This is a genomic window from Amycolatopsis sp. FBCC-B4732, assembly GCF_023008405.1.
GTDB lineage: Bacteria > Actinomycetota > Actinomycetes > Mycobacteriales > Pseudonocardiaceae > Amycolatopsis > Amycolatopsis pretoriensis_A.
The window spans coordinates 292,997-317,964 of sequence record NZ_CP095376.1; the positions used below are offsets into that span (position 1 = coordinate 292,997).

Here is a 24,968-nt window from a genome sequence, read left to right on the forward strand (position 1 = left end):
CGCGAACGCGTGCTCGGTCCGGATCATTTCCACGGCCGGACAATTTGAAGCGCGAACATCCGCTTATCGGGATGATGAGTACGTGTCATGAACGACCGACCAGCGACAGTAGCGACCGGCTGAGCTGCTTAAGAGGTTACTCGCTCGGACGATTGGCTCCGCCAGTGGGCAAGGTTGTTGCGAATGGTCAAGATGTTGGGGTGGTCCGGGCCTAGTACTCGCAAGACGTCGGGCAGCAGCTGCTCGAACGCGGCGACAGCGCCAGCCGGGTCCTCTGCCTTTCCCCGCCAGAGGGCTAGGTTGCTGCGAGCGGTCAAGGTGTCAGGATGGTCCGCCCCCAACACCCGAAAGCAGTCGGTAAGCAGTTGCTCGTACGCCGCTACGGCGCCAGCCGGATCCCCTGCTTTTCCCCGCCAGAAGGCGAGGTTGTTGCGGGTGGTCAGGGTGTCGGGATGATCCGGACCCAATATCCGAACGCGGTCGGTCAGGACCTCCTCGGCCGCGGTCGCGGCACCAGCCAGGTCGCCCACTTCTCCTTGCCAACGAGCGAGGTTGTGACGGGCGGTCAGGGTGTCGGGATGGTCTGGGCCCAGTATCCGCACACTGTCGATGACCACATTTTCGAATGCAGCCACGGCGCCGGCCGAATCACCGGCCTCGCCCCGCCAGTGCGCAAGGTTGCTGCGGGTGGTCAGGGTGACGGGATGGTCTGGGCCCAGTATCCGCACACTGTCGATGACCACATTTTCGAATGCAGCCACGGCGCCGGCCGAATCACCGGCCTCGCCTCGCCAAAGAGCAAGGTTGCTGCGGTTGGCCAAGGTGTCGGGATGGTCCGGTCCCCACACCCGAAGTGCGTCAGTTAGCAATTCCTCGGATGCAGATGCTGCACCGGTCGGATCACCCGCCTCGCCCCGCCAATAGGCGAGGTTGCCGCGGGTGGTCAATGAGTCAGGGTGGTCCGGGCCCAGTACCCGCGCACTGTCATTGAATAATTCCTCGAATGCAGCAACCGCGCCCGTCGGATCACCCGCCTCGCCCCGCCAACGGGCGAGGTGGCTGCGGGTGGTCAATGTGTCAGGGTGATCCGGGCCCAAATGCCGTCTGGCACTAGCGAGGAGCCGGTGAAAGTAGGTATGCGCCTCTGTGATCAGCCCTCGGTCGCCGAGACTGATTCCCGCGCGGAAGAGCAAAGCATGCGCCCTGGGTTTCCATAGGTGTTCACCAGCTGTCTCGGCCAGTGCGTCGGTGTTAGCGCGCAGCACTTGCCCCAGCACAGTGTCGCGTTCAGGGGCTGGCCAGATGTGCAGCAGAGCGTCTGCCGCCACTCTCAACACTGCTGCCCGTTGTGGGGCTGTCAGGGCGTCGCGGGTGGCCCGCTGCACCAAGGTGTGCACCCGCACGGCCCGGGTATCCGAGTTCGGGTCGAGGGTGATCAGGTTCAGTCGGTGCAGGCACATCAGCCCGTCTCGAGCCTGCCCAGCGTCGATGTCTCGTCGAGTGTGATGTGCGAGCAGGCTAGTGACTGCCGGGGCCTCGAACACCGCGGCGGGAATGCCGTTAGGGTCCAGCACGCTAGCCACGTCCAGCAATAGTCTTGCGACTCCTGTCGGTTGCAATTGGTCGGCCTGCTCCACCGACAACAACCATGTCGTGGCCACCGTCGCGCGGTGTTCGTCGGGCAGCCCGTCCGGCTCGGGCAGCAGGGACGCGAGGTTGCGCCGTTGGCTGGTCCACCGCGCCCGATAGTCCGCGCAGGACAAGCCCCGGTCCATCATGTACCCGGCGGCCTGCGCCAACGCCAACGGCAAACATCCCAGCTCGACCGCCAATTCGGCCGCACCCTCCACCAAGTGCGGCTGGCCGACCAGAGCGGCCCGAAGGTACGCCTCCGCCTCTTCCGGAGTGAACACGTCAACCTCGACCAAGCGTCGACCGTACCCGCGTAGAGCTGCGTCCCGGCGGCGCGTGGTCACTATCGTCTGCCCGGTCGGAGTGATCGGTGGCCACAGTCCGCGTAGATCTGCGGGTGTCTGCACATCGTCGAGCACTACCAGCCACCGCGCGGGGCTGGTTGTAAGCCACTCCAACAGACGCTGCGCACCGTGTTCGGAATCGGTGTCTTCAACGCCGGTCAGGTCGACGGCAAGGCGGGCGAAGCTGGACACGATCGCCTCTCGTGACCCCGCGGTCACCCAGACCCAGAGATCTACCTCGCCGGCGGTCCAGAGCTGCTGGGTGTAGTCCAGTGCGACCTGCGTCTTGCCGACGCCGCCCAGTCCGGACAGCACGTCGATCTTGCCGGACACGTTCGAGCTTAGTGGGGTGGTCTCGCCTAGCCCCATTGCGCTGATCACCAGCGAAGGCCCTGTGCGGCGTTGATAAGAAGCCGCCCTGACAGGAAGCACACCCGCGCGGTGAGGCAGGGTGACTATCGGACGCGCCTCGCGATGGTCCTGAAGCAACGCATTCGTGCTGGCGCCAGAGTGACCGGATGCTTCCATCGTCTCGCCGAGCAGGACGCCCGGAGAAACCTCGAACGCCCGCGCCAGGACTGCCAACTCGCCTGCGTGCACCGATCGTCTGACCCCAGATTCGATCTTCGCGATCGTGCTCCGAGTAAGGGCTGGCTCGCCGAGCTTCGCGCACTGGTCGGCGAGACGCTGCGCCGACCACCCCCGCTCCTTGCGGAGGCGCCGTATCTTCGCGGCAAGGGTGGGCGTGTCTGCCCCGGACGCCATACCAGCCCTCCTGGATCTTGAGTTGCTCTTACTCTACGTCAGCCTTGTGGGTTGCTCCAACATGGAGCATACTTTGTGCCGAAGTAGAGCACTTTGCGGGTTGCGGCGTGTGGCGCACGCTCTTGGTCTCGGCCATTTAGGCTGGCAGGCGTTGTGCGACGTCAACCTTCGGCATTCTCGTTGGAGGTTTGACATGCGCCCCCAGAAGCCCGACGAGCGAGCGACCGGTGGCGTCGAGATAGCGGTCGTCCTGCTGACCGCGTTTGTGCTCGGTGTCGGCGCAGGCGTGTTGTGTTGGATTGGTGGAGCACCAGTGGCCATGTCCATTCTTACGGGCGCCGGCGCATTTGGCGGGATAACCCTGTTTATCCTCGCCGTCCTTCGCGCCTGGCGTAGTGGATCATAGACGAGCAAGTCGAACTTGATCAGCGCTCTCAGGCGGTCAGTGATCGCATGATGGGCTAGCCGTGGCTTCGATTCTCGGTTGTATGCCAAATCGAACGAGGACCATCCTCAATTCGGCACGCGCGCACGATCGCCAGGGCAGGCCACTCGCCGTCGGGTTGAACCGGAACACGCGGGCGTAGGCTTTCGGGGTGCGGATCGGTGAACTGTCCCAGCGCACGGGCGTCAGCCCGCGCTCACTGCGGTACTACGAAGACCAAGGCCTGCTGACCAGCGCACGTTCCGAGGCGGGACAGCGCCACTACGCCGACAACGCGGTCCAGCGCGTCACGCTCATCCGCCAGCTGTTCGACGCGGGCATGTCCAGCCGCGTCATCGCCACCGTGCTGCCCTGCGTGGACGTCCCCGACGATCTGGACATCGCCGAGGAGACGTTCGCGGCGATGATCCGCGAGCGCGACCGGATCGACGCTGACATCGCGCACCTGGTCGAGACCCGGCAAGCGCTCGACGTGCTGATCAAGGCCAACAGCCGGCACCGGGCACAACTGGCGCTGTGACCCGCGCCTCAGCCGGTTGCCCCTTACACCGGTGTCAGCGGTGAGGATGGCGACAGCGCCCGGAAACACCGGGCCGGTCGGGCGAGAGGTGGCAGAAAATGGGGCAGGCGTGGGGTTTCGGCAGCTACGGCGGGCCCGAGGTGCAGGAGTTCTTCGACCGGCCGGATCCCGCCCCCGGCCGCGGTGAGGTGCTGATCCGGGTCGACGTCGCCGGCGTGAACCCCCTGGACCACCTCCTGCGCTCGGGCCTGGTCCCCGGGCTCGACGGCGGGCGTCCGTTCCCCCGCGTGCTGGGTATGGAGGCGGCGGGAACCGTCCTCGCGCTGGGTGAGGACGTCGACGGGCTCGAGGTGGGTGACGCGGTCTTCGGCTTCGCGCTCACCGGCGGCGGCACCTACGCCGAGACGACGGTGCTGTCCGCGCCCAACACCGCGCGCATCCCGGCGGGGCTGTCCGCGACCGTGGCCGCGACGCTGCCGGTGGCCGGGACGACCGCGGTGGACGCGCTCGACCAGCTCGGCCTCCCGGCCGGCGCCACCATCCTCGTCAACGGCGTCGGGGGCGGGGTCGGCCTCGCCGTCGCCCGGCTGGCGGTCGCGCGTGAGCTGCGGGTGATCGGCACCGGGAGCACCGCCAAGCGCGAGCACGCCGAGGCCGTCGGCGTGCGGTTCGTCGACTACACCGCCGGGGACGTCGTCGCCGCGGCCCGCGAGCTGGTTCCGGACGGCTTCGACGGGATCGTCGACCTGGCCGGAGGCACCTCGCTGCGGACGGTCGCCCCGCTGGCCCGGGAGCCTCGCACCGTCATCTCGGTGGGCGATATGTCCGTGTCGGAGCTGGGCGGGCGTTTCGTCGAGCGTCGCCTCGACCGGGAAAGCCTGGAGCGGTCCGCCCGGCTGGCCCTGGATGGGGTCCTCGCACCCGTGATCACCGCGGTCCACCCGTTTTCCGACACCCCGGCCGCGCTCGCGACCGTCGAAAACGGTCACGCCGCGGGGAAGGTCGTCATCAAGGTGGCCTGAGGCGGGCCGCCTCCCGCGTTCCGGGGAGACGGCCCGTCGAAATCACCCGCGAGCGGCGGCCGGCGGCATCAGCTTCGGGTATTCCTTCTGGAACTTCTCGATCATCGTGGCGGTCGGGACGACCCGGTTCGGGTTGCCCTGGCTCGTCGCCTGCTTCTCGCCCCACGCGCCGGCGGCCTTGCGCTGGTCGGGGGTGCCGTGGCTGTGGAAGCAGTCCCCGATGGAGGCGTCCAGGTAGGTGACCTCCTGCTGGGTGCGGGCGTCCCACGCGAAGCCCTTGGCGTGCGCGACGAAGTAGCCGCCGTAGGCGTCGGGGCCCATCTCGGAGGACTCGTTGCGCGGGTGGTTGTCGTGGGCGAAGTCGACCTGGTGGCCGTACTCGTGGCCGACCACGGACTCGACCGAGACGTCGTCGAATCCCAGGAAGTCGACGGTGTCGAGCAGGCCGTCACCGAGCGCCACGCGCTTGCCGCCGAGGCTGTCGGCCGGGGCCGAGAACGCGTTGAGGGTGATCAGCGGGTTGCGCCCGCCCTGCATCGCGGGCACTTCATAGAGCACCTTGGTGGCGAGCGCGGCGGCGGCCTTCACCTTCGCCGGCGCGAGACCGAGGCTGAAGGTCTGCGCCATCTTCGTCTGGCTGCCGAGATCGGTGCCCTTCCAGGCGACGAGCTGGATGTTCCAGCTCTCGATGTCCCAGAAGCCGCGCAGCTTGTCGATCGTGGCGGTGGCGCGCGGGGTGTACTGACCGTCGGTGCCGAAGACCTGCGGGGTCTTGTCGGAGGCGACGCCCTGGACGTAGAGCTGGCTGAGCCCCGACAGCGCGTCGAGTGCCTGGCTCTCGAGCGGGGTGAGCTGCGAGGCGAGCTTGTTCGCGTAGGTCAGCAGCGAACCCTCGGTGCAGCCCGGGATCGGGCCCTGCGCGGCCTGGCGCTGGGGACCGACGTGCGGGATGGGCGACTCGATGAGCCGGTCGACGCCGCTCAGCGCGCTCGCGGGCAGGCCGTTGTAGAGGTCGACGACGTCCTGGTACAGCTGCGCGACGTCCTGCTCGACGGTGGCCGGCGCGGCCGCGGCGGGAACGGCCGTGGCGAGCGCCAAAGCCGCCGCGGTGCCCGCTGCCGCCAACGTCCGGCTGAAGAATCTGGTCCGGTTCGGCAAGGTGGTTCCCCTCTTCTGTTCCGGTTCAAGATCACCAAGCACCGCCACAGTAGGGCGGTGGTTGGCGGCGAAACCGGCGCCAGGAAGAGAACCCCGAAATGGCTCACGTCTTTCGGAGGGTTTTCACCGTGCGGACATCGGCCGAAAGTACTAGGAGTCTCAGGTGGCGGTGGTCCGGTGCCCGGCCGCGTAGTGGGCGGTCCCGATCGCCCCCGCGACCGCGAGCACGAACCCCGCGGCGGCCGCGGCGGTGAAGCCACTGCGGACGCGGTCGTCCAGCAGCACCACCCCGATCAGCGAAGAGACCGCGGTGTTGGTGGTGAACATGATGGCGGTGACCGCGGTGGCGCGCCCGCGTTGCAGGGCCATCGCGAACGCGACGGCCGCGGCGAGCCCGTTGGCGATCATCGACCAGATCGCCGGCTCCAGGACGAGCCGCCAGGCCGGCCCGGACGCGTCGAGCGTCCGCGCCGAGATCCCGACGGCGCTGAACCCCAGCCCGGCGCAGAACCCCAGCACGATCGGCGCCCAGCGCCCGTCGGCGCGCTGCGCGACGAAGGCGATGGCCGCGATCGCCCCCGCACCCGCCACGAGCAGCAGCTTCCAGGTGGACGGCAGCGGCTGCGCGGGACTCGGATCGGCGGACAGCCCGAGCAGCACCAGCCCCGTCGCCCCCACGCCGAGAGCCGCCCACCCGGCCCCGGCCAGCCGAACACCGAGGACGGCGGAGATCGTGGCGGTGACCCCGACGCTGAACGCGAGCACGGACTGCACGAGAAAGAGCGGCAGCCGATGCAGCGCGGCGGCGGCGAAGACGAACCCGAGCAGGTCCACCCCGACCCCGAGGAAGTAGAGCGGCTGCCGCCGCAGCGCGACGAGGTCCTGGGGCGAGCCACCGAAGGCCCCGGCCCGCCGCACACCGGCGGACTCCAGGATGGACCCACTGCCCGACGCGACAGCGGCCAGCACGGCGAGGACGTATCCGAGGATCACGACAGGAGTCTGTCAGCCCGCACCGGCTCGGCTTCACCTCGGCAGCCACTTCGGACGGACGATCGTTCAGCCGACGTCACCAAGGCGACCGAGTCGATGCGGGTCGCGGAGGAATTGCTGATCGCCGGCTACCGGGGCATCCACCTCATCGGCGCCCTCCGACCAGCGGCCGGCTCCTCGCCGTGCGACCACGTGCGCCATCAGGGACTCGAAACCCGAACCCGCTGGTCAAGTGGGCCTTTTGCTGGTCGGCGCGGCTTTGGTGGGCCCTGTGGGCCGGTCAGTTTCCCGCTGGAACGGTCCCCGCCTGGTCGGTGATGGCGGTGCGGACCGAACTGTAGGCGGACACGGTGTTGGCTTTGATGCCTTCGATCCCCGCGTCGCCTCCCGGCGTCAACTGGGTCGTCCGTTCCCCGATGAACTCGCCGGTGTCGCAATCGACGATGATCTCGTAGAGATAACCACCGTCCGGGGGTGTGACACCCAGGGCGACGCCCTTGCGGCCGTCCAGGTTCGCCACTTGCGCGGTGATCTTCAGCCCGGGGATCTTGGCCACCGCGCGGTACACCGCTTCCTTGAGATCGGCGGGTACGACACCGGTCTTCAGCAGGTCGGCCGCGAGTGTCAGCACACCTCCGCCGCGGGGCTTGTTCACCAGATAGGGATCTTTGAGCATGAGGTCGTAGAGCTGTTGCGGGTCGCGGGGCAAGTCGGCCAGCTGCTGTTCGGTGGGTGCGCCCCATTTTCCGGCGCCCCGGCCGGCGAAGATCAACGCTTTCTCGGGGAACTGCCCACCCCGCGCGCGCCACTCACCGGACTGACGGATTTCGTTTTTGTTCTGGCCCTCGGTGGTGGGGGTTTGCTCGTTGCCCAGCAGCCACTGCTTGTTCCCCGTCTGCCCGATCTTGAGCAGCCATTCACTGTCGAAGTCACTCGGCTGCCAGGTCTGCCTCAGCTCTTCGGCGAGGAAAGCGAACTGGTGCTCTTTACTGGCGACCAGGTACCAGCCGCGGGTCTCAGTAAACCGGAATTTCCCCGTGGGAATGGGTTGCTCGCCCGTGACCTGGATCATGTCGGCCGCTTTGCCCAGCGCCTGCTGCACCGACGCGAATTTCACCGCCGGCACCGACGACGTCGACTGGGCCGAGGGGCCGCCGTGGTCTCCGCCGGTGCTGGCCACGGTGCCGCCGACGGCAACGACCACTACCGCGGCGGCCGCCGCGCTGAGCCACCAGCGCCGTCCGGCGGGGAGCCCTGGCTTTCGGGTCGGCTCGGTCACGGGGTCGGTGTCGGCCACCAGGGTCTCCCTGCCTTCGAGTGAGCGCACTGCGTTCAACAGTGTGTTTCGTGCCTCGGCCAGGGGCTGCCGGTTGGCGAGTTCGCCGGGGCGCATCAAGATCAGCCCTTCGTCCAGCTCTTCGTCGGTCCACAAGCGGTGGACGTTGTCCTCAGTCATCGGCCTGTACTCCTTCCTCATCGCGCGCGGAGCTGGATGCCGCGGACGCCTTCAGCAAGCGCCGGGTCCGGTGCAAGCGGGAGCGCACGGTGCCGGCGGGAACACCGAGCGCCTCGCCGATCTCGGTCGGCGTCAGTTCCGCCCAACTGGTCAGCAGCAGCACGTCCAGATCGTTCGGCGAGAGTTCCGCCAACGCCCTGGCCAGATGCTGCAGCCGGGTCTGCGCGTCGATCCGTTCGGCCACCCGATCGGCATGCCCGTGCACAACCCGCCTGCTGTGCTCGTGCGCGGCCAGGCGCAACTGCCTGCGTTGGGCAGCGACCTCGTTGCGGACCTCCGTGCGCAGTAGGTTCGTCGCGATACCGAACAGCCAGGACCGGGCGCTTCCTCGCTCGGCGTCGTAGCGGTCGCGCTGCTGCAACGCGATCAGGAACGTTTCGCTGAGCAGGTCACCGGCAATGTCGACACCGATCCTCCCGACCAGATAGCGGTGCAGGACCGCGGCGTGCTCGTCGAACAGACGCCGGAAAGTCTCCTCGAGGTCACCGCGACGCAGGTCAGGCCGATCACCACCGCTTGCCGGAGTTGATTGCCGCGTCATAGTCACAACGAGTATTGGGTTTGCGCGGCGATAGCGTTGCACGCGAACGGGTCTCCGGAGTGGGTCGCCGACGTATCCGCCTTCTGGTGGTCGGCGTTCGATCGAGGAGCCATCCGGTCGCCGACGGCGGACGGAGGTGCCGGAAGGGTGCGCGCTCGCGAACCGATCTCGATCACCCGAGCAGAGTATGTCGATCTGCCCACGTCCAGTACGCCTCGGCCTGTTCCTCAAACTGTGCCGATGTTCCCCGAGACCGTTCTCCGGCGTACTGGACCGGTACGGACTGGTCAGCGGCAGCACCGTCAGCCCGCGCCGATCACCCCCGCCACGGCCGGCACCGGGCCTGCCGCTGCCGCCCTCATCGGGGAGCACAGCGGTCACCGCGGACAGCGGGTTCACCGTGCCCCAGCCCAGCGCCGGGTCCGGCAGCTTGCGCAGCCGGATGCGTCGCGGTGGCCGGCGGCTGGTGCTTGACCTGGGCGACGCTCAGCGTGGGGCGGTAGGCGCGCACGAGCGCGGCGGCGTGCCGGTCTGGGTTGCGCAGCTGGTGGCGCCTGCGGTGGATCCACGGCCAGCGGCCACGCGGTGTCCCTGGATCGAGGCACGGTCGCGCTGCTGGTGCGGCTGCGGTCTGCGCAGCGCCGCGAGGGTGGGAACTGCTGCCGGGTGGGTGTTCGCGCGGGAGAACGGCAGTCACCGGAGCCCGAGTTACGTGTCGCACCCGTTCCGACGACTGATCGTCAAGGCTGATCTGCAACGACCTGAAGACCGTGCAGGCACTGCTCGGTCACGCCGGCATCGTCCTTACCGCAGACACCTACACCAGCGTGCTCCCGTCGCTGGCTCAGGCTTGTGCGGAGGCAACCGCGAGCTTGGTTCGCCGCGCCGGCTACGACCGGGGACGGAAGATCTGCAGGTCAGGTGCGAGGTCTACCCGGCAACGGCGACGTCGAACGCGGTCCGCGCTGGCAAGGCTCTGGGCCGGACCCACAGCGGCCCCAGCTCGGACCCACAGAACAAACAAAGCCCACCGACGGCGACCCTGAATTTACAGGGAAACCATTGGCGGGCTTTGCTTTCCGACTGTGCGCCATCAGGGACTCGAACCCCGAACCCGCTGGTTAAGAGCCAGCTGCTCTGCCAATTGAGCTAATGGCGCCGGTGTCTGCCGGAGGCTTCCCTCGGCGACGTGGAAAAGATTAGCACCCCGTTCAGACCCCGTTTCAGGGGGGTCCCCTCAACCGGGTTCGGGCGTTGCCGCCCCGGTGTCGCGGCTGGTCGGGCACACTGTAGTCGGACATCGACGGCGAAACAGGCGGGTGGGCATGCGGGGTATGAAGGCGCGGCTGCTGGTGGCCGCGGGGGTGATCGGCCTCACCGTGGGTGGGTGCAGCAGTAGCCCTTCGAGTGAACCGCCGGCGAAGGAGACGTCCTCGAGCGCGCCCAAGCCGGCGCCGAAGCCCGCCGTGCTGACGGTCGTGCCTGCGAAGGATGCGAAGGACGTCGCGCCCGGGGAGCCGGTGAGCGTCACCGTTGCCGACGGGAAGGTCGGCGACGTGAAGCTGACCGGGGCCGATGGGAAGGTCGTCGCCGGGAAGGTGCGGGCCGACGGCTCCGGGTGGGACTCCGCCGAGCCGCTCGGTTACAGCAAGTCCTACAAGCTGACCGCTTCCGCGACCGGTGGCGATGGCAAGCCGGTCGCGACGGAGTCGAGCTTCAGCACCGCCAGGCCCGCGCGGCAGGTGGGGGTCTCGGTGAACCTCGTCGAGGGGGAGACCGTCGGGGTCGGGATGCCGCTGATCTTCACCTTCACCGGCAACGTCGCCGACAAGGCCGCGGCCGAGAAGGCGCTCAAGATCACCGCGGAGCCGGCCACCGAGGGCGCGTTCCGCTGGTCCGGCGACAAGCAGGTCACCTGGCGGCCGAAGGAGTACTGGAAGAGCGGCACCAAGATCAAGGTCGACGCCGCCGTCTACGGCAAGCCGCTCGGCAACGGCAGCTACGGCCGGGAAGACAAGAGCGTCAGCGGCGCGGTCGGGGACAAGCTCGTCGCCGTCGCCGACGGCGGGACGCACCAGATGACGGTCACGATCAACGACCAGGTCGTCAAGACCATGCCGACGTCCATGGGAAAGCCCGGGCACAACACGCCGGCCGGGACCTACACCGTCATGAGCGAACACACCGGCTACACGATGAACTCCGCCACCTACGGCGTGCCGGAGGATTCGCCCGGCGGCTACAGCACCTTCGTCCAGTACGCGGTGCGCCTGTCCTACAGCGGCATCTTCTACCACTCCGCGCCGTGGTCGGTGCGGCAGCAGGGGCACAGCAACGTCAGCCACGGCTGCCTGAACCTGTCCACCGAGAACACGAAGTGGCTGATGGACACGTCCAAGAAGGGCGACGTCGTCACTGTGCAGAACAGTGGCGGCCCGAAGCTGGAGCCGACCGACGGCTGGAGCGTCTGGCAGCTGTCCTGGGACGAGTGGCGCACCGCCGGCAACTAGCCGTCCTTGGCCGAGGTGCGGAGCAGCTCCCGCGCCTCGGCCTCGCTCGCCACCGCGGGCCCCGAACCCCAGAGCGGCTTGTTCGCCGTCTCGCGGCTGAAGTACACCGCGACGGCGCCGATCGCGCCCGCCGCCATCAGGTACCACGCCGGCCAGTAGTCGTAGCCGGTCGCGGAGATCAGCGACTGCATCACCAGCGGCGTCGTCCCGCCGAAGAGCGACACCGAGATGTTGAACGCGATGGACAGCGCGCCGTACCGGATCGCCGTCGGGAACAGCGCGGGCAGCGCCGAAGGCATCGACACCTCGAAGCAGAGCAGCAGCAGGCCGAGGCCCATCAGCCCGAGGAACGTGAGGACGAGGCCGCCGTCGTGCACCAGCAGCATGAGCGGCCACGACAGCACGAGGTAGCCGAGGCAGCCCGCCATCATCACGGGCTTGCGCCCGACGTGGTCGGTGATCCGGCCGCCCACCATGATGATGAGCATCATCACGACCATGACGACGATGATCAGCAGCAGCCCGTGGGTGGCGTCGAGGTGCAGCTGCTCGGACAGGTACGTCGGCATGTACGACAGCAGCATGTAGTCGGTGACGTTGAACACGAGCACCAGGCCGACGCAGATGAGCAGCGCGGGCCAGTAGTCGGTGAACATCTTCCAGAACGGCTCGCCGGAGCGGCCGCGCTTCTCGGCTTCCTCGGCGTGCTTCTGGAACGCCGGGGTCTCCTCGAGCTTGAGCCGCATGTAGAGGCCGATGATGCCGAGCGGGCCGGCGACGAGGAACGGGACCCGCCAGCCCCAGTCGAGCAGCGTCTCGTGGGGGACCCACGCCTTCATGCCGGTGACGACGGACGCGCCGAGCACGTACCCGGACAGCGTGCCGAACTCGAGCCAGGAGCCCATGAAGCCGCGGCGTTTGTCGGGGGAGTACTCGGCGATGAACGTGGTCGCGCCGCCGTATTCGCCGCCGGTGGAGAAGCCCTGCACCATGCGGGCGACGACGAGCAGGATCGGTGACCAGACGCCGATGCTGGCATACGAGGGGATCAGGCCGATGCAGAGCGTGCCGATCGCCATCATGATCATGGTGACGGCGAGGACCTTCTGCCGTCCGATGCGGTCGCCGAGCGGTCCGAAGACGAGGCCGCCGAGGGGACGCATGAGGAAGGCGGCGGTGAACGCGCCGAAGGTGCCGATCAGCCGGACGCCGGGCGACACCGTGGGCGGGAAGAACACCTCGGCGATGGTGTCGGCGATGTAGGCGTAGACGCCGAAGTCGAACCACTCCATGGCGTTGCCCAGCGCGGCGGCTCCCACCGCCCGCTTGAGCAGGGACCGGTCGACGACGGTGATGTCCTCGTACCGCAGTTTTTTCCGGGTGCGCCGCTTCGGCCGTGAACGTTCCACCAGAACACGGTGCACCCGGTTGCCGGGACGCGCATGCCGAGCCACCTGGTCGTGAGGGTTACCACGTTCGGGCTAAGGCCGGGTGCGCCACCTGTCCCGCCTAGGCTGCCGACGCGCATCAGAGGGGGATCCGATGGCAAAGGTCGCGTTACCCGTTTCACCGGTCGAGCGAAAACTACCCGCCCCCACCTGGTGGACGATCCTGGCCGGAGCGCTACTCCTCGTGGTCTTCGCGGGCTACACGGTCTGGGCCGGCGTCTGGACAACGGCCGGCGTCTACCTGGAAGACTTCCGCTCCTACGTGGCGACCGGCAAAGCGGTCCGAGCGGGAACACCCCTCTACGAGCAGGGCATCTCTCACCTGCCGACAATCGGCGGCACGTTCAAGTACACCCCGTTCGCGGCAGGCCTCTTCGTCCCCCTGACCGCGATCCCCAAACTCCTGCTGCCGCTGTTCGCCCTCCTGGTCAACCTGTTCTCCCTGCTGGCAGTCATCTGGATCTGCTTAGGCAGCCTCGGCCACGCCCGGGACAACGGCCGCATCGCGGCAACAGCAGCCCTCACAGCACTGGCCCTCCCTCTGCAACCGGTCCTGATGAACTTCACGGCAGGCCAGGTGAACCTGATCCTGCTCCTCTTGGTCCTGGCCGACCTGACGGGCCGAAACCGCTGGTGGACAGGAGCAGGAGTAGGCCTGGCAGCAGCAATAAAGCTCACGCCGGCGATCTTCGTCGCCTACTTGCTGCTCACGCGCCGCTTCAAAGCCGCAGCGGTCTCGGTGGCAACGTTCGCCGCAACAGTCCTGGCCGGTTTCATAGCCCTCCCAAGGGACTCAGCGGCGTTCTGGGCAGCGAACATCGCAGACCCATCCCGCATCACAGGCGACAGCGACGCAACAGCCCCGGAAAACCAGTCGATCCGAGGCGCACTGGCCCGAATCCTCGACATCCCGGACGTCTCAGGCCCGATCTGGATCCCCATCGCGGCAGCGGTGGCCGCAGCAGCCTTCTGGATCGCCCTCCGAGCCCACCGCAACAACCAGGAACTCCTGGCCGTAAGCGTGATCGGTGCTCTGATGGTCCTGGTAACCCCCTGGACCTGGACCCACTACTGGGTCTGGTTCATCCCCTTCTTCGCCATGGCAGCAACTGCCGCCCACAACGCCCGCACCTGGTACCCGGCAGCAGCCCTCACGGCAACCTACCTACTCCTCTTCCCCTGGCAGGTAGGAACAGGTCGCAAAGACATCCCCCTGGTAGGCCTGGTAGTCCTCCCGGAGAACTACGCACCACCAGCCCAAGCAGCAGCCCACGCCCTCTACGTAGTCCTGGGCCTAGCCCTCCTGCTTCTAGCAGGAATACGCCCCACCTGGCTAAGCCCACCCAACCCACAAAAGGTGACCACCACGACAAAGGCGACCACCACGACGGGGGTCCGGGGGCAAGCCCCCGGCGGGGGCGTGGGGGTTCGACCCCCACAAAAAGGCGAAACCCCAGGCTGAGGAAAGGTTGCGAAGCAACCGACCAGCCTGGGGCCAATGGGGTGAGCGACGGGTTTCGAACCCGCGACCTCCTGGACCACAACCAGGTGCTCTACCAGCTGAGCTACGCCCACCATCAGCGAGGGAACCGCTTGCGATCACCTCGTTGGCTGTAATCGTAGCGGGTGCCCTCGCGGGGTTCGCAGGGGGTTACCTTTGGTGCTGTTCTTGCACTTCAGCGGCTGCGGCTTTGGCTTCATCGCTGGTGGGGCCGGGCTGGGGGACGAAGGCGACGCGCCGGTAGTAGTCGAGTTCGCCGATGGATTCCTTGATGTCGGCGAGGGCGCGGTGGGCGAGGCCCTTCTCCGGCTTGGCGTAGTAGATGCGCGGGTACCAGCGGCGGACGAGCTCCTTGACCGAGGAGACGTCGACCATGCGGTAGTGCAGGTGGGCGTCGAGGTCGGGCATGTCGCGGGCGATGAAGCCGCGGTCGGTGGCGATGGAGTTGCCGGCGAGGGGTGCGGTGCCCGGTTCGGGGACGTGCTCGCGGATGTAGTCGAGGACGCGGCGTTCGGCTTCTTCGAGGGTGACGCTGGAGGCGCGGACCTCTTCGGTGAGGCCGGAGTGGGCGTGCATCTCGCGGACGACGTCGGGCATCCCGGCGAGTTTTTCCTCGTCGGCGTGGATGACGATGTCGACTCCGTCGCCGAGCACGTTGAGCTCCGCGTCGGTGACGAGGGCGGCGATTTCGATCAACGCTTCCTTGCCGAGGTCGAGCCCCGTCATTTCGCAGTCGATCCAGACTAGGCGGTCGGTCACCTGGTGACCCTAACCCGACACGGGGATGGGAGTGGCGTTACCTGCGCGTACGGCGCGTTACGCTCGCGGTGTGGTGCAGGACACACGATCGGGGAGCTGAGAGTGACGGAGCAGGGGTCGCCGGCGAGCGAGATCGCCGCTGGTTATGCGAGTGAGGGCGCCGCGCTGGAGCTGGGTGCGGTGGTGATCGACGGTGCGGCGGACGCCGCGGCCGCGGTGCGCCTGCCGTTGGCGACGCTGAACCGGCACGGGCTGGTCGCGGGGGCGACCGGGACGGGCAAGACGAAGACGTTGCAGCTGATCTCGGAGCAGTTGTCGGCGGCGGGGGTGCCGGTGGTGCTCGCGGACGTGAAGGGTGACTTGTCGGGGCTGGCCGCGGCCGGGGAGCCGAACGACAAGGTCGCGAAGCGTGCGCAGGAGCTGGGGGACGACTGGGCGGGGACGGCGTTCCCGGTGCAGTTCCTCTCGCTGGGCACCGGCGGGAAGGGCTCGCCGATCCGGGCGACGATCACGAGTTTCGGGCCGGTGCTGCTGTCGAAGGTGCTGGGCCTGAACGAGACGCAGGAGTCGACGCTCGGGCTGATCTTCCACTGGGCGGACCAGCGCGGGCTGGCGTTGCTGGACACGAAGGACCTCCGGTCGGTGATCACGCACCTGACCAGCGACGAGGGCAAGGCGGACCTCAAGGGCATCGGCGGGGTGTCGGCGGCGACGGCCGGGGTGATCCTGCGCGCGTTGTCCAACCTGGAGGCCCAGGGCGGGGAGGACTTCTTCGGTGAGCCGGAGCTGGACGTCCACGACCTGATGCGGCAGAACGACGGCAAGGGTGTCGTCACGCTGCTGGAGCTGGACAACCTGCAGTCGAAGCCGGCGTTGTTCTCGACGTTCCTGATGTGGCTGCTGGCCGAGCTCTTCGAGGAGCTGCCGGAGGAAGGCGACCTCGACAAGCCGAAGCTCGTCTTCTTCTTCGACGAGGCGCACCTGCTCTTCAACGACGCTTCCAAGGCGTTCCTCGAGCGCATCGAGCAGACCGTGAAGCTGATCCGGTCGAAGGGCGTCGGCGTGTTCTTCTGCACGCAGCTGCCCACGGACATCCCGAACAACGTGCTGTCGCAGCTGGGCGCGCGGATCCAGCACGCGCTGCGGGCGTTCACGCCGGACGACCAGGCGGCGCTGGCCAAGACGGTCAAGACCTACCCGAAGACGAAGTTCTACGAGCTCGACACGGCGTTGACGTCGCTCGGCATCGGCGAAGCGATCGTCACGGTGCTGTCCGAGCGGGGTGCGCCGACGCCGGTGGCGTGGACGCGGCTGCGGCCGCCGCGGTCGAAGATGGGCTCGATCGGCGCGGACGCCGTCGCCGCGGCCGTCGCGTCGTCCGACCTGCACGCGAAGTACGGCGAGACGATCGACCGGGAGTCGGCCTACGAGAAGCTGGCCGCGAAGGTCGCCGCGCCCGCGCCCGAGGCGGCGCCGGACGCTCCGCCGCCCCCGGCCGCTCCGGCGCCCGAGAAGGACGATCCGGGCTTCATCGAGTCGGCGATGAAGAACCCGGCCGTGAAGTCGTTCATGCGGTCCGCGGCGAGCGCGCTGGGCCGGGAGATCACGCGCGGGCTGTTCGGCAACCGGCGGCGGTGAGAAAACCTGACGCGACCTGTCAGGTATCGCTGCGAAGCTGGCGCCACCATCGAGACAGGGGAAAGCCATGACCAGCACCGCCACCGCGTCGTTCGTCCTCGACAAGTGGGAGCCGCAGGCGACCGACGAGGCCGGCGGCACCGAGTTCGCCCGGGTGGCGATAACCAAGACGTTCACCGGCGCGATCGAGGGGACCAGTACCGTCGAAATGCTGACGGCGTCCAACGCCACTTCGCGCGCGTACGTCGCCTTCGAGCGGCTCGCCGTCTCGGTCGACGGCCGCAAGGGCGGTTTCGTCCTCCACCACACCGCCGACGACAGCGGCCTGACGCTCAAGATCCTCGCCGGTTCGGGCTTCGGCGAGCTGGCCGGGATCTCCGGCACGGCGAACATCGAGCTGGACGCCGAGCAGAACCACATGCTGGTCCTCAGCTACGCACTCTGAGCGAGCACGAAGGCCGTTTCGAGAGCCCCCGATTGACTCTCGAAACGGCCTTCGTGGTTCCCCGCTCCCCGAAGCGGGTGGACGGACCGCCCCGACCACGGCCCGTCCGCGTCCTAGTTGTTCACGATCTGGTCGACGATCTTCTTGGCGTCGTTGATCGGGATGGCGAAGCCGATCCCGACGCTGCCCGCCGAGCCGTTGGCCGAGGCGGACGGGCTGTAGAGCGCCGAGTTGATGCCGATGACGTTGCCCTGCGCGTCGACCAGCGCGCCGCCGGAGTTGCCCTGGTTGATCGAGGCGTCGGTCTGGATCGCGGTGTAGCTGGGCGAGCTCTCGGCCTGGTTGGAGGTGCGGCTGAAGGGCGACTGCTGTTGCTGCTGACCCTCGCCGATGTCCGACAAGTTCCGGTTAAGCGCGCTGACGATGCCGGTGGTGACGGTGTTCTGCAGCCCGCCCGGCGAGCCGATCGCGACCACCGACTGGCCGACGACCAGCTTGCTCGAGTCGCCCAAGGTCGCGGCCGTCAACCCGCTCGCGTTCTGGGCCTGGACCACCGCGATGTCCGCCTTCGTGTCCGCGCCGACCACGCTGGCCTGGTACTTCTTGCCGTCGGACGTCGTGATCACGACGTTCCGGGCGCCGTCGACGACGTGCGCGTTCGTCAGGATCCGGCCGTCCGCGGTGAGGATGACGCCGGAACCGATGGCCTCGCCCTGGTCGGTGGTCACGTTGATCTGGACGACGCTCGGCGTCACCTTCGCCGCGACACCGCTGACGTCGCCGGACGTCGAGTTCGAAACCGGCTGCCCGCTCGCGGCCGGCGCGCTCACCGACGTCGTGGTGCCGTCCGCCGAGTTCGTGGTGAGCCCGACGATCGCGGCCCCGCCGACGCCGCCGACCAGCGCGGCGCCGAGGGCGGTCGCGCTGACGATCAGCGCCACGCGGCCTCCCCTGCGCGGCTTGGTCTTCAGCGCCGCGGGCGCCTGGCCCGGCTGCTGGAGCGGCGGCTGCGGGGTGAACAGAGGGTTCGGCGCGGCCTGGTGCTGATAGCCGTACTGCTGCTGCGCGTACGGCCCGTACTGCGGGGTGCTCTGGTGCGGCTGGTGCCCACCGGGTGAGGCGGGGCCGGGCCGACTCTCGTTCTCGGTCATGGCCCTAGGTTCGCGCCCGTGCTTGTGAACAGCCTGTGGAAATACCTCAGGCTTTGCTGAGAAGAATCAGCTGAGAAAACTCAGGCGGTTCTCAGTCGAAGAACGTCGGCACGTCCAGTGCTCCTCCCGCCGCTTCGAACTCGTCGTGCACCGCCTTCCGCAGTTCGGCGTCGCCCAGGTAGTCCGCCGCGGTCAGGGCCAGGCCCAGAGCGCCGTCGCGGACGCCAGCGTCGCCCGTCTCCGAACCGGCCGCGGCCGCGAACTCCTTGGTGTGCAAGGCGACCGTCGGGTCTGAGACCGCGAGCATCGGGTGCAGCGCGGGCATGCGGAACGACAGGTTTCCGAGGTCGGTGGATCCCGTGAGCGACTCCGGCACGATGCCCGGTGGCAGCGGCTTGCGGCCGGTGCCCAGCTGGTTGGCCGTCCAGCGGCCGGCGAGCGCGGTGTTGAACCGGATCGGGAGGTAGGCGGCCTGCGCGTCCCAGGTGAGCTCGACACCGCAGCCGGTCATCGCCGCCGCGCCCTCCGCGATCGACTTCATGCGCGCGGCGAGGTCGCGCAGGGTCTCGGGGTTCTGGGAGCGCAGGTAGAACAGCAGCGCGGCCCGCGCCGGGATGACGTTCGGCCGGGCGCCGCCGTCGGTGAAGACGCCGTGGACGCGGTCGCTCTGCGGGAGTTGCTGCCGCAGCGCCGAAACGCCCTGGTAGGCGGCGACCGCGGCGTCGAGCGCGTTGCGGCCCATGAAGGGTTGCGCGGACGCGTGCGCGCCGACGCCGTGGAAGACCATCTCCAGCTGACGGCGGCCGAGGAACGGGTGCAGCGCGATGTCGTGGCTGAACGGGTGCAGCATGATCACCGCGTCGACGTCGTCGAACACGCCCGCGCGGGCCAGGATTTCCTTGCCGCCCCCGCCTTCCTCGGCGGGCGTGCCGATCAGGCTGACCCGGCCGCCGAGCCGCTCGGCGACGGTGGCGGCGCCGAGGAACCCGCCCGCGGCGGTCGTGCAGATGACGTTGTGGCCGCAGGCGTGGCCGAGCCCGGGCAGCGCGTCGTATTCGGCGAGCACGGCGATGTGCGGGCCGTCCCGCTCCGGCGTGCTGACGCGCAGCGCGGTTTCGAGCCCGCCGACGCCGATGGTGGCGTCGTGGCCGTGGCGCTTCAGGAGGTCGGCCAGCGCCTGCACCGAACGGCGCTCGGCGAACCCCTCCTCCGGGTGCGCGTGCAGATCTTGGCTCAACGCCACCAGATCGGGTGAACCGCGCTCGACCGCGGCCGTCACTTCGGCCCGCGTCGCCTCGTCCGCGCCGGTGTGCGGCGAGGACAGCGGTTCGGCGGCCGCGACGGCGTCGGCGGTCGCCTCGACCAGGGAACGCAGGTAGCTGTCGTCGGGCGGGACGGGTTCGGCGTGGGTCATGGGGCGATGCTAACCGCCGGGTCCGACAATCCGCGGCGCTCAGCCCAGCCGGCCCGCCACGATCTGCGTGACGCCCGCGTACCGTTCGGTGATCCCGGAGAAGCCGCGGGCGCGCAGGCTCGCCGCGATTTCGCCGCGGTCGAACATCTTCTGCCCGCTCACGATCCCGCCGGCCGAGTCGATCAGACGCGCGGGCTGCCAGCCGCGGCGGGCGCTGGTCAGCAGGACGATCCGGCCGCCGGGTTTCAGCACGCGCGCGAAGGAGTCCAGCGCGGCTTCCGGTTCGGCGAACATGTGGAGGGCGGCGAAGCAGCAGACACCGTCCACAGTGGACTCCTTCAGCGGGACCCGCACCGCGTCGGCGCGCAAGTAGGCCACGGTGCCGGGGTTGTCCTCGACGACGGCTTTGGTGAGCATCGTGCGGGCGCCGTCGAGCCCGATCGCGAGCCCGCCCGGGGCGACGGCCGCGCCGAACGCGCGCGTGAAGCGGCCGGTGCCGCAGGCGACGTCGAGCGCCGTCTGCCCGGGTTCGAGGGCGAGGAGCTTCGTGGCGAGGCGGACCTCGCCGGCCATGCTCGGCCCGAACGGGCCTTTGAGCGCGCGGCCGAGGGTGGGGCGCCAGTACCGCTCGTAGACCTGCGGGAGCAGGGTCGTGCGCATCAGCCGCTGGGTGAGGCCGGTCGGGGGACCGGCCTGGTCCGCGGTGCCCAGCAGGTCGAGGTAGCCGCCGGTGGTCTGCGCCGGCGTCTCGAGCAGGGCGCTCAGCCGCTCGGGGGCGGTGGTTCGGCTGGTCGGCATGACCCCTCCTGTCGTTCGAATACCGGGAGTATGTCAAATCTCGGGCACTCGATCGAGTGAACAATGCCGGGGCTCAGGCGTTCGAGCCCGGAATTGTCGGTGGTCCTTCCTAGCGTCGCAGGCGAGGTTCCCGATCCGAGGAGGACAGATGACGACTTCGATGCTGGACAGCGAGATCACGGTGCATGGCGAGTTCGACCTCGCCGCGGCGGCCCGCTTCTTGACCGGGTTCGCCCCGGCCGGGCAGCCGGCGGCGGAGGCGGGCGCGCTCCGTGTGGCGTTCCCGCTCGAGGGGGTGTGGGCGCCGGTGGGAGCGGTGCTGCGCCAGAGATCGCCCGGCGAGGTGGCGGTGGAGGTCCACGGCCCGCCCGAGCACGCGGCGGCGGTCCTGGCCCAGGTGCGGCGGATGTGCTCGCTGGACGTCGACGGCACGGCGTTCGCGGAAGCCGGCGCCCGCGACCCCGTGGTTTCCCTGCTGCGAGAGTTGCACCCGGGCCTGCGCCCGGTGTTGTTCGCCTCGCCGTACGAGGCGGCGTGCTGGGCGGTGCTCAGCCACCGCGTCTGGATGACTCAGGCGGTCCGGCTGCGCCGCCGCCTGGAAGAACGCCACGGCACGGAGGTCGACGTCGGCGGCTGCCGGCTGGCGTCGTTCCCACCCCCGGCGGTCCTGGCGAAGCTGGAGTTCATGCCGGGTCTGTCGGGCCAGAAGGTGCAGCGCCTGCGCGGCATCGCCGAGGCGGCGGCCGCCGGAGCACTGGACGCGGCGACGTTGCGCGCGATGCCCCCGGACGAAGCCCTGGACCAGCTGCGGCTGCTCCCCGGAATCGGCCGCTTCAGCGCGGAGCTGATCCTGATCCGCGGCGCGGGCCACCCGGACATCTTCCCCCGCGACGAGGGCCGCCTCCACGAGATCATGCGCGCCGCCTACCACCTGCCGGAGGCGGGCGTGCCGGAGCTGGCCGACATCGCGGAAGCGTGGGCCCCGTTCCGGAGCTGGGTGTCGTTCCTGTTCCGCGTCGAGGGCGAGGCCCGGTTGAGGGAGTCCCGATGACGTGATCCGCCGGGAGCAGGCCCGGGTGGTTCTCGGACGGGTCCGGGGCAGTGTGCGGTTCCGGCGGTGGTTCACCGCGTACTTACCGGAGCGCAGCCGGTGCCGGTGCGTGCCAGTCGCGGCGGCTGGCGCGCTGCGTGGCGTTTCCGGCCGAGCGGTTCCCGCGGCGTGCTGACCCCGCGCCGCGGCTGCCGCGGCCCGCGGTTCATCCCCAGGCCCGGGCGGTTCTCGCACGGGCCCAGGGCGGCGTGCGGTTCCGGCGGTGGCTCACTGCGCCCGTTCCTGAGCGCAGCCAGTGCCGGTGTGCCGGTGGCGGCTGGCGCACCAGCCCGCGCGCTGCGGGGCGTTTCCGGCTGAGCGGTTCCCGCGGCGTGTTGTTCCCGCGGTGCGGCTGCCGCGGCCCGCGGTTCGTCCCCAAGCCCGGGCTGCGTGCGGTTCCACCGGTGGCTCATCGCGCCCGTTCCGAGCGCAGCCAGTGCCGGCGCGAGCCGGTGGCGGCGGCCGGCGCGCCTGCTCGCGCGCTGCGGGGCGTTTCCGGCCGAGCGGTTCCCCCGGCGTGCTGTTCCCCGCGCCGCGTCCGCCGCGGCCCGCAGTTTGTCCGCAGGTGCGAGCCCACCCTCACACGAAAGGAGCCTAAGCCTCACCGATCTTGAGCGCCCGTGCTCGCTCGCCGGAGTTCTGCGGGTGTATCCGCGTGGCCAGGCACTCCCGGTGGACGACGAGGGTGTGACTGCCCGGGCCGTTGTTGCTGCGTGAGTCGAGGACGAGCGCGTCGCCGCCGGGGCTCAGCGTGGTCCGTTCACCGCAGAAGTCGCACGGCCAGGTCAACGCCTCGAGGTCGGCGGCGCGGATGCTGAGGCGCACCGATACCGGCGGGTGCCACCGGCTGATCCGCTGGACCACCGCCTCGACCCGCGCACCGACGGGCGGGAAGAGGGCGAGCAGTTCCTCGTGGCTGCCCGTGCGCGAAGCGAACAGCTCGATCATGTCGATCGAGGCCGACAGGCCGTCGTCCCCGTGTCCCGCGATCTCGACGAGCACGCCCCACGGGTGGTGGCTGACGACCCTGGCCTCGACCCGCTGACCGGGCATCAGGGCGAAGCTCTTCGTCTCGAACCGGTCCATCGCTCGACGCCACCCATCATCGACGGAAAGGAGACCACCACGAACCCACTACCGGAGCCCGCGAAACCGCCATCGGCGGGGACTCACCGTAGCCAGATGTCGCCTGTGGTGAGGTGTCCGGGTGAGTTCGCCCGTTCCTCTCGCGCTCGGCAGCCCGGCCGGTGACGCCCTGTCAGCCCTCCGGACGGCCGCCGCCGACACCTCGTCGGCCGGCTCGCTGCTCGAGCAGGCCCAGACGCCCGCGGTGATCACCCTGGTGGCCGGCGGTGTGGCGCTGCTGGTCGTCCTCGTCGGCGGCTCGCCGTGGCGGCGGGCGCGCAACGTCGTGACGATCGTGCACGAGGCCGGGCACGGCCTGGCCGCGGTGCTGGTCGGGCGGCGGCTGCAGGGCATCAAGCTGCACTCGGACACCTCGGGCGTCACCGTCTCGCGCGGCAAGCCCGAGGGGCCGGGCATGGCGTTCACCGCGATGGCCGGGTACCTGGCGCCGTCGGTGCTGGGGCTGCTGTTCGCCAGCCTGCTGGGCAACGACCTGGTCGGCACGGTCCTCGTGCTGATCGCGCTGCTGCTGCTCGGGGTCCTGGTGATGGTGCGCAACGCCTACGGGGTGTTCACCGTCGTCGCCAGTGCCGCGGTGCTCGCACTGGTCGCGTTCGTCGCGCCGGTCGAGGTGCAGGCGCCGTTCAGCTACCTGGTGACCTGGTTCCTGCTGTTCGGCGGCGTGCGGCCGGTGATCGAGCTGCAGACGAAACGCCGTCGCGGCCAGGCGCGGGACTCCGACGCCGACCAGCTGGGCCGGCTCACCGCGGTGCCGCCGGTGCTGTGGGTGCTGGTCTTCGCCGTGGCGACGGTCAGCTGCCTGATCGCCGGCGGGTTGTGGCTCCTGGAGCCCCTGGCCACCTGAGCGAGCCCATGCGGCAAACTGGTCTCTCGCTGGTCCGCGCGGAGGGAGACGAACGATGGACGAGGTCGCCAAGGCCGTGGAGGAGTGCGCACGGGCGGCGAAGCTGGCCGCGCCGTCGCTCGCCGCCGCTTCCGCCGAAGCCGTCGACGCCGCGCTGACCGGGATGGCCGAGCGGCTGCTCGCGCACCGCGAAGAGATCCTCGAGGCGAACCGGGCCGACGTCGAACGCGCGAAGGCCGAGGGGATGAGCGCCGGTCTGCTCGACCGGCTCACCATCACCCCCGAGCGCCTCACCGGCATGGCCGAGCAGCTGCGGCTGCTCGCCGGCGCGCCGCACCAGGAGCGCTCGGTCGAGCTGTCCACGCTGGACGGCGGGCTGCGGCTGGTCGAACGGCGGCGGCCGGTCGGCGTCATCGGCGCGAACTACGAGGCGCGGCCGAACGTGACCGTCGACGTGGCGTCGCAGCTGGTGAAGTCGCGCAACGGCGGCGTGCTGCGCACCGGCTCGGCCGCGCTCGGCTCGGCGCAGCGGCTGCGCGAGGTCGTCATCGCGCCCGCGCTGACCGAGGCGGGGATCGACGCCGACTGCGTGCAGCTGGTGCCGCGGGTGGAGCGGGAGGCGGCGTCCGCGCTGGTCCGGCTGCCGAACCTGGTGCCGCTGGTGATCCTGCGCGGCAGCGGCGACAGCACCCGCGCCCTGGCCACCGAGGCGGCGATCCACGGCGTGGGCACGCTCGCCCATGCCGACGGCGGCGGCGTGCTTTACGTCGACCGCGGCGCGGACGTCACCAAGGCGCGTGACCTGGTCTACAACAGCCTCGACCGGCTCGGGGTGTGCAACCGGCTGAACCTGCTGCTGATCCACGAGGACATCCACGACGAGGTCTGGCCGGCGATCTCGGACGCGCTGGCCGAGCGGGGCGTCACGCCGTCGCTGGCCCCGCACGAGCACGCCATCGGCTACGAGTGGGCGCTGGACTCCGACCGGGAGGCGACCGTCACGGTGGCCAAGGTCGGCGCGCTCGCCGACGCCGTCGGGATCGCCAACGAGCAGACCTCGGGCCTCGCGGCGGGCATCGCCACCGAGGACGAGTCGGCCGCCGACGCGTTCTTCGACGGCTACACCGGCACGGGCGTCTTCTGGAACGCGCCCACCCGGCTCCTCGACGGCTTCAAGCTGCTCGCGGTCCCGGAAACCGGCATCAACCTGGACAAGGTGCCCGGTCCCCGCGGCCCGGTGACGTACACGGACCTCTACGTCCGCCAGTACGCCGTCCTCCCGGCCTGA

Annotated in this window: 20 protein-coding genes and 2 tRNA genes; 9 read left to right on the plus strand and 13 right to left on the minus strand. The window is 69.5% G+C overall.

What is annotated here, in order from left to right:
• Positions 1-128 precede the first annotated feature (128 nt).
• Positions 129-2,741 carry an FxSxx-COOH system tetratricopeptide repeat protein gene (gene fxsT / locus MUY14_RS01010; protein ID WP_247019831.1) on the minus strand — a complete coding sequence of 871 codons (2,613 nt, stop codon included), beginning with the start codon at positions 2,739-2,741 and terminating at the stop codon, positions 129-131.
• A gap of 596 nt (positions 2,742-3,337) precedes the next feature.
• On the opposite strand from fxsT, the gene MUY14_RS01015 reads away from it, so the two are divergent.
• Complete coding sequence (locus MUY14_RS01015) at positions 3,338-3,706, plus strand: MerR family transcriptional regulator (protein WP_247019833.1); 369 nt, start codon at positions 3,338-3,340, stop codon at positions 3,704-3,706.
• A 98-nt stretch (positions 3,707-3,804) separates the two neighbouring features.
• Positions 3,805-4,728, plus strand: a complete 924-nt coding sequence (locus MUY14_RS01020; RefSeq protein WP_247019835.1) for an NADP-dependent oxidoreductase — start codon at positions 3,805-3,807, stop codon at positions 4,726-4,728.
• A gap of 42 nt (positions 4,729-4,770) precedes the next feature.
• On the opposite strand, the gene MUY14_RS01025 is transcribed toward MUY14_RS01020, so the two are convergent.
• From MUY14_RS01025 to MUY14_RS01045, 5 genes are all read right to left on the minus strand, one after another.
• Complete coding sequence (locus MUY14_RS01025) at positions 4,771-5,886, minus strand: hypothetical protein (protein WP_247019836.1); 1,116 nt, start codon at positions 5,884-5,886, stop codon at positions 4,771-4,773.
• Between the two features lie 159 nt (positions 5,887-6,045).
• Positions 6,046-6,879, minus strand: a complete 834-nt coding sequence (locus tag MUY14_RS01030) for a hypothetical protein (RefSeq protein WP_247019838.1) — start codon at positions 6,877-6,879, stop codon at positions 6,046-6,048.
• A 280-nt stretch (positions 6,880-7,159) separates the two neighbouring features.
• Positions 7,160-8,335, minus strand: coding sequence for a CU044_5270 family protein (locus MUY14_RS01035; protein ID WP_247019840.1), 1,176 nt, complete (start codon positions 8,333-8,335; stop codon positions 7,160-7,162).
• Positions 8,328-8,936: an RNA polymerase sigma factor gene (locus MUY14_RS01040; protein WP_247019842.1), complete on the minus strand. Its 609-nt coding sequence runs from the start codon at positions 8,934-8,936 to the stop codon at positions 8,328-8,330. Before MUY14_RS01040 ends, MUY14_RS01035 begins: the two co-directional genes overlap by 8 nt.
• 1,086 nt (positions 8,937-10,022) lie before the next feature.
• Positions 10,023-10,095 (minus strand) — tRNA-Lys (locus tag MUY14_RS01045).
• A 166-nt stretch (positions 10,096-10,261) separates the two neighbouring features.
• Between MUY14_RS01045 and MUY14_RS01050 the strand changes: the two genes are divergently transcribed.
• Positions 10,262-11,446 (plus strand): Ig-like domain-containing protein, encoded by a 1,185-nt coding sequence (locus MUY14_RS01050; RefSeq protein ID WP_247019844.1) that lies wholly within the window; start codon positions 10,262-10,264, stop codon positions 11,444-11,446.
• Here MUY14_RS01050 and proP read toward each other — a convergent pair.
• On the minus strand, positions 11,443-12,855 hold the full coding sequence (gene proP / locus MUY14_RS01055; RefSeq protein WP_247019846.1) for a glycine betaine/L-proline transporter ProP: 1,413 nt from the start codon (positions 12,853-12,855) through the stop codon (positions 11,443-11,445). The genes MUY14_RS01050 and proP overlap by 4 nt on opposite strands.
• Before the next feature lie 133 nt (positions 12,856-12,988).
• Between proP and MUY14_RS01060 the strand changes: the two genes are divergently transcribed.
• On the plus strand, positions 12,989-14,356 hold the full coding sequence (locus MUY14_RS01060; RefSeq protein ID WP_247019848.1) for a glycosyltransferase 87 family protein: 1,368 nt from the start codon (positions 12,989-12,991) through the stop codon (positions 14,354-14,356).
• 37 nt (positions 14,357-14,393) lie between these two features.
• On the opposite strand, the gene MUY14_RS01065 is transcribed toward MUY14_RS01060, so the two are convergent.
• Both MUY14_RS01065 and orn read right to left on the minus strand, forming a co-directional pair.
• Positions 14,394-14,469, minus strand: a tRNA-His gene (locus MUY14_RS01065).
• Between the two features lie 76 nt (positions 14,470-14,545).
• Entirely contained in the window at positions 14,546-15,154 is a 609-nt protein-coding gene (orn, locus tag MUY14_RS01070; RefSeq protein WP_247019850.1) for an oligoribonuclease, read from the minus strand.
• A gap of 102 nt (positions 15,155-15,256) precedes the next feature.
• On the opposite strand from orn, the gene MUY14_RS01075 reads away from it, so the two are divergent.
• Positions 15,257-16,792, plus strand: a complete 1,536-nt coding sequence (locus MUY14_RS01075) for a helicase HerA-like domain-containing protein (RefSeq protein WP_247019852.1) — start codon at positions 15,257-15,259, stop codon at positions 16,790-16,792.
• A 67-nt stretch (positions 16,793-16,859) separates the two neighbouring features.
• Positions 16,860-17,237: a DUF3224 domain-containing protein gene (locus MUY14_RS01080; protein ID WP_247019854.1), complete on the plus strand. Its 378-nt coding sequence runs from the start codon at positions 16,860-16,862 to the stop codon at positions 17,235-17,237.
• A 113-nt stretch (positions 17,238-17,350) separates the two neighbouring features.
• Here MUY14_RS01080 and MUY14_RS01085 read toward each other — a convergent pair whose 3' ends face one another.
• The 3 genes from MUY14_RS01085 to MUY14_RS01095 all read right to left on the minus strand — a co-directional run bounded on the left by MUY14_RS01085 (position 17,351) and on the right by MUY14_RS01095 (position 20,600).
• Positions 17,351-18,388 carry a S1C family serine protease gene (locus tag MUY14_RS01085; protein WP_247019856.1) on the minus strand — a complete coding sequence of 346 codons (1,038 nt, stop codon included), beginning with the start codon at positions 18,386-18,388 and terminating at the stop codon, positions 17,351-17,353.
• Between the two features lie 91 nt (positions 18,389-18,479).
• Positions 18,480-19,802, minus strand: a complete 1,323-nt coding sequence (locus MUY14_RS01090) for a M20 family metallopeptidase (RefSeq protein ID WP_247019858.1) — start codon at positions 19,800-19,802, stop codon at positions 18,480-18,482.
• 39 nt (positions 19,803-19,841) lie between these two features.
• On the minus strand, positions 19,842-20,600 hold the full coding sequence (locus tag MUY14_RS01095; RefSeq protein WP_247019860.1) for a class I SAM-dependent methyltransferase: 759 nt from the start codon (positions 20,598-20,600) through the stop codon (positions 19,842-19,844).
• A 148-nt stretch (positions 20,601-20,748) separates the two neighbouring features.
• On the opposite strand from MUY14_RS01095, the gene MUY14_RS01100 reads away from it, so the two are divergent.
• Positions 20,749-21,651: a DNA-3-methyladenine glycosylase gene (locus tag MUY14_RS01100; protein WP_247019862.1), complete on the plus strand. Its 903-nt coding sequence runs from the start codon at positions 20,749-20,751 to the stop codon at positions 21,649-21,651.
• Between the two features lie 633 nt (positions 21,652-22,284).
• Here the strand turns inward: MUY14_RS01100 and MUY14_RS01105 are convergent.
• The gene (locus tag MUY14_RS01105) at positions 22,285-22,776 is read right to left on the minus strand and encodes a hypothetical protein (protein WP_247019864.1); all 492 of its coding nucleotides are present in this window, start codon (positions 22,774-22,776) and stop codon (positions 22,285-22,287) included.
• A gap of 121 nt (positions 22,777-22,897) precedes the next feature.
• Between MUY14_RS01105 and MUY14_RS01110 the strand changes: the two genes are divergently transcribed.
• Both MUY14_RS01110 and MUY14_RS01115 read left to right on the plus strand, forming a co-directional pair.
• A complete protein-coding gene (locus tag MUY14_RS01110) occupies positions 22,898-23,680 on the plus strand; it encodes a M50 family metallopeptidase (protein ID WP_247019866.1) in 783 nt (260 codons plus the stop codon).
• A 55-nt stretch (positions 23,681-23,735) separates the two neighbouring features.
• Entirely contained in the window at positions 23,736-24,968 is a 1,233-nt protein-coding gene (locus MUY14_RS01115; protein WP_247019868.1) for an aldehyde dehydrogenase family protein, read from the plus strand.